This window comes from Candidatus Hydrogenedentota bacterium (assembly GCA_012523015.1).
In the GTDB taxonomy this organism is placed as follows: domain Bacteria; phylum Hydrogenedentota; class Hydrogenedentia; order Hydrogenedentales; family CAITNO01; genus JAAYBJ01.
On sequence record JAAYJI010000074.1, the window covers coordinates 1 to 5135 of the forward strand.

Consider the following 5135-nt stretch of genomic DNA (forward strand, 5'->3'; position numbering starts at 1 on the left):
CCACATCACCTTGGACCGGATCGCGACCATCCACGACGGTTTCGCCGATGATGATATTGTGACCCGCTTCAATGGGAAAAATGCCGCTATTTTGCACATTCTAAAGACGGACCGTGAAGATACACTCCAGATCGACAAAGATGTCCACGATTATTGCCTGCGCAAACAACGGGAACTGCCCGAAGGCATGCAAATTGAACTTTGGGGCCGCTTCGCGCCGCTGCTGGAAAATCGCATCAATCTCTTAGTAAAAAATGGGTACTCAGGACTGCTCATCGTCTTCTTGCTGCTCTGGATCTTCCTCGATATTCGGCTGAGCTTCTGGACGTCCATGAATGTGCCCTTAGCTTTTGCCGGCACTTTTGTCGTCATGCATTATTATGGTGTCACCCTCAATATGATCACCATGTTCGGCATGGTCATGGTATTGGGTGTAGTCGTGGATAACTCGACCATCATCGGCGAAGCCATCTATGTGGCACGTAAGCGAGGCTTTCCGCCGGTACGCGCAGCGGTGGAAGGAGTCTCGGAAGTGGCGCTGCCCATCATTGCTTCCACGACCACAAACATGGTTACCTTTGTGCCGCTCCTTTTTATCCCGGGCTTTGTAGGGCGTTTGGCGAGCACCTTGCCAATTGTGACCATTGCGGCATTCACCTTCTCTCTCCTTGAATGCCTGTTTATGTTTCCTGCCCATCTAAACCATTTGCCCGACTTGAACGCTTCGCCCGAGAAAAAAAATGCACTCTCACGGATGGGCATCCTTTTCCACCAATACACCGATGGACTGCTTCAGAACTTTATCGAAAAAAGTTATCAGCCCTTTGTGAACTGGACTATCCGCTGGCGTTATGTCAATGCTTCCCTGGCGATTTGCGTTTTATTGTTGGCTGTGGGTATGTTTGCCGGCGGCTTCGTCAAAGTCGATTTCTTTCCGCTCATTGACGGCAACAGTATGTCGGCAGTAGTCGAATTTCCGAGCGGCACGACCATGGCAGTCGCTACAGCCGCTGTGGTTCGCATTGAAGAAGCGGCGCGGCGCCTGCAAGACAAGATGGAGACCGGAAGCGGCGCGCCCTTGCTCAACAACGTCTTTTCGCTCACAGGCGCCTACCTCGATGAACGGGGCCAAATTACGTTAGGAACCCATTTCGGCAGTGTCCGTGTGGAGCTGCTCGACTCGGTGGATCGCAATATCCATATCACGCAGATGATGGCGGCTTGGGAAAAAGAAATCGGTCAAATTAATGGCGCTATTGCGTTGACCATCCGAGGCGATGAAACGACGAGTCCGCCCGGGCGCCCTGTCGATATTTGGATGAAAGGCAAAGATCTGGATCAACTCGCTGCAGCGGCGCAGGAATTGAAAGACAAACTGTCCACCTATGACGGTGTCTATCAAATTAAAGACGATTTCCGGGTCGGCAAAAAAGAAATCAACCTCCGTTTAAAACCGGAAGCGCGCGCCTTGGGTTTGCATACCTACGATCTGGCGAAACATATTTTTACCGGCTATTTTGGCGAAGAATTAATGCGCGTACAACGGGGTGACAATAACCTGCGTATTCGGCTGCGCTATCCTGAAGAAGAACGGACCCAGCTCTCAGAATTGGAAAAAATCCGTATTCCTGTTTCTATGCCCCATCAAGGTGTCTTCACCACAACTGCCTTGAATGAGGCGAAGATGCGCCACGGACAAGGAGAAGCGGGGCTGCCCGCGCTGCCTGCAAAAGTGCAGGAAATCCCTTTGAGTTCGGTAGCGGAATTGGAATACAAGGCCGGGGTCTCCTCTATCCAACGCACCAACGGACAACGCCGTGTTGCCGTGTCCGCAGAGATCGATACATCCCACACCAATTCCAATGAAATCGTAGCGGAATTGAAAAGCGGCTTCCTTCAATCTTTGGTTCATCGTCATCCCGGCATCACCCTCTCCTTTGAAGGGGAACAACAGGATTTCCGCGAGGCACTGGATTATCTCGCTATCAGCTATCCCGTCGCGCTGCTCGGCGTATTCGTCTTGGTTGCCGCATCCTTCCGCTCGTACATTCAAACACTCGTCGTTATGATTGCCGTACCTTTCTGCGCTGCTGCTGCCCTTTTCGGGCATTGGCTCTTTGGTTTTGACATCAGCATCATGAGCATTTTGGGTATTGTTGCTTTGTCCGGGGTCGTGGTCAACGATTCCATTGTCCTCGTCGATTGCGTCAACAATTATGTGGCGGAAGGAGAAGACTTCTTCCAGGCCGTGGCTCGGGCGGGCTCGCGCCGGTTCCGCGCTATTTTCCTCACCACCATAACGACCGTAGGCGGCTTGGGCCCGCTCATGCTGGAACGAGATTCACAGGCGCAAATGCTGATTCCGATGGCGCTGTCCATGAGCTCCGGTGTCGCCTTCGGTATGATCGTTTCTTTATTGATTACCCCTTGTTCTTTATGTATTATTAACGATAGTCGCCGGGTGACACATTGGCTGATTCGCGGTCACTGGCCGACTCCTGAAGAAGTGGAGCCCGCGCGGTATCGGGATCTTATTGAGTAATCTATCACTTGGGCTGTTTGTAGGGTCATGATTTATTTTTACGAGTCGGCACAGCTATATCAAACCAATCAACAGAAGCACGGCACACCATTAATGCCGAAAATGCTGCTGCTCCTTTTCTGTCTCCTCATAACGCCTTTTCTCATGGCACAGCCCGCTCCCATGGAAATTGATACACTGCCGGATCTGGGCGCACCGCCCCCCGGTGATATCAGTCAACTCAACTTTTCCCATGACACAAGAATTGTTACGGAAGAAGCAGAAGATATTTCACCGGACGAAAATTTGGACAGCGAGGAAGAGCTTACAAGCGAGGAAGACACAGACCCTATACAGGCGGGTGACGACGGTGCGGAGGTTGAATCGAAGGAAAACGCTGCGACGCACACTGCTTCCGACACAGAAGAGAACAACGCGATCCAAATTCTTGATCTGGTCACGGCGCAACGCCGCGCTCTCGCACAAAATCCCTCCTTGGCAGCGGGTGCGGAGCGCGTAGAAAAGACGAAACAACTGGTCGCGAAGGCGCGCAGTCTCTACTTTCCTCAGATTGATCTATCCTACCGATATACCTTTACATGGCTGCCCTCCGATTACGTGGATCCGATCAATGAGCTTCTTGATGAAACGGAAGATGTCATTTCATCCGTGCGCCGCCAACTCTATCTCTATTACGCCACTACACGGGGCGTCACCTTGAGTAACCGACGCACGGTGCGAAATTACTTCAATAACGTGAACTCGCTCGTCGATACAGCCCGTGACTACGTAGACAATCCTTTGGAAAATGCTACCGCTAACCTGACCGCCGGCTGGCTGCTCTTTGATGGTTTCGCCAGAGAGTATCTCAACGCCATGGCGAAGCATGGCTACAGCGAGGCGCAAGCCTCTTACCGTGACGGTCAACGTATCCTCATTGATGCCGTTGCACAAGCCTATTACGGCGGTCAATATGCCCGTGAACAGATCGTCATTGCTGAGGCTGCCATTGTCTTTTTTGAACGCCTTGTGAAAGAAGCAGAAGCACGGCGCACTATCGGACGAGGCCCTACCAGCCACGTCCTGAATTTTCAAACTGCTCTGTATGCCGCTAAAGGGAATTTGCTCAAAGCGCAGCGTGAACATGAATTGGCACGTATCGCCCTCGCCGTGCTGATGGGTTCCCATGAAGCCTACTTGCCGGACACGATCCAGCTGGATCGCCTGGAGACGGAACAAGAAGAAACGAAAACGCTTCCCGACGGGGATGCCATGTTGGAACTTGCATATGCCTATAGACCGGATATTGAAGCGCACGAATACCATTTGAAACGGTCCCGAGCGGCTGTGCGCAGGGAATATGCCAGCTTTGCGCCGCAAATCGCCGCTTTTGCAAGCACCTCCACTTTTAACGTTAATCATACCGATTTCAACACAGATCGTATGCTGACTACGGTGGGGATCAACGCGTCCATGACCCTCTTCGCGGGAGGGCGTCGGAAAGCCGAATTGAAGGAAGCACGCCATGCCCGCCGCGAATCGGAATGGACCCTCGTTGAGGCTGAACGCAAAATGGCGGGAGAAGTGCAGCAAGCACTCCGTGATCTGAAAATGGCACATGAAGCGTTGACCCTAAATCTTGAGGCAGCTGATTGTGTGCAAAAAAATCGGGACTTGGTGGAAAAAGAATATCGCGCCGGCAAGGCAATGCTGGTACAATTAAATCAAGCACAGAATGATTATATGCAAGCCGCCGGTATGCTGGCACAGGCACGGGTGGCAGTGCAGCGCTGCTGGCAGGCTCTTCATCATGCCACCGGTGTTAGCCTTGCCCTATTAACCGGCGACCCTAAGGAGCTCTCAAATATCCTGTTAGAAGATACCCGGGGCGACACCGACCTCGATCCGGACAACCCTAAGGAGAACAAAGATGAATAAACGTTCTGCAACCGACATAATGGATTTTCTGTTTGATCTTTTCGACCTGTTGAATTTTATCATTGAGGTGTTTCGCAATTTAGGTGAATTGTTCAACCGTCATTAAAACAAGGCAGATGCTCTTGTTCTTTCACTGCGAGATAAAAACAGAACATGCTTGATATGTCAAGGAGTATTGGTAATGAAATATAAGTGGACAACGATTGCTTTAGCAAGTGTATTATCCCTCTTTGCATTGGGTCTGCTCTCCGGATGCCCGCCCAACGCATTTCATGTACTAACATTGATGGTGACGCCTATTGAAGGGGGAACCATTGCGCTCTCTCCGGATAAAGCGGTGTATTTCGCCGGCGATAAAGTGCTGCTTGAAGCCATACCCAACGAAGGATTTGCTTTCAGCCGTTGGATCGGCACCGGGATTAATACCACCATCAATCCTACCGAAAAACGCATTTACGCAGACGAGACAATAGTGGCTGAATTCAAATCTTTGATTGAACCGGACGAAGGAGAATCTGAATCCCAAGAAGATGCCTCTGTAGTCAAGAATGGCGGTTTCGAGCGCTATACCAATAATTGGAGTCAAGCCTCGCTCACCGGCCGTAACCTTATTTGTGACTATAGCAGCTGCGGCGATCTACACGGCATCACCGCCGCCACAGGCGCGGGGTGGGCA

Annotated in this window: 3 protein-coding genes; all 3 read left to right on the forward strand. The window is 51.4% G+C overall.

Going from position 1 to position 5135, the window contains the following annotated elements:
- Positions 1 to 2542: efflux RND transporter permease subunit (locus GX117_03055; GenBank protein ID NLO32323.1), on the forward strand; the 2542-nt coding region annotated here is incomplete at its 5' end.
- 93 nt (positions 2543 to 2635) lie between these two features.
- Entirely contained in the window at positions 2636 to 4459 is a 1824-nt protein-coding gene (locus GX117_03060; GenBank protein NLO32324.1) for a TolC family protein, read from the forward strand.
- Positions 4460 to 4640: 181 nt separating this feature from the next.
- A partial coding sequence (locus GX117_03065) for a hypothetical protein (protein ID NLO32325.1) occupies positions 4641 to 5135 on the forward strand: 495 nt, incomplete at its 3' end.

Excerpts from the sequence above, each read along its gene's own strand:
- GX117_03060 (NLO32324.1), top strand. The coding sequence starts at position 2,636 with ATGCCGAAAATGCTGCTGCTCCTTTTCTGTCTCCTCATAACGCCTTTT.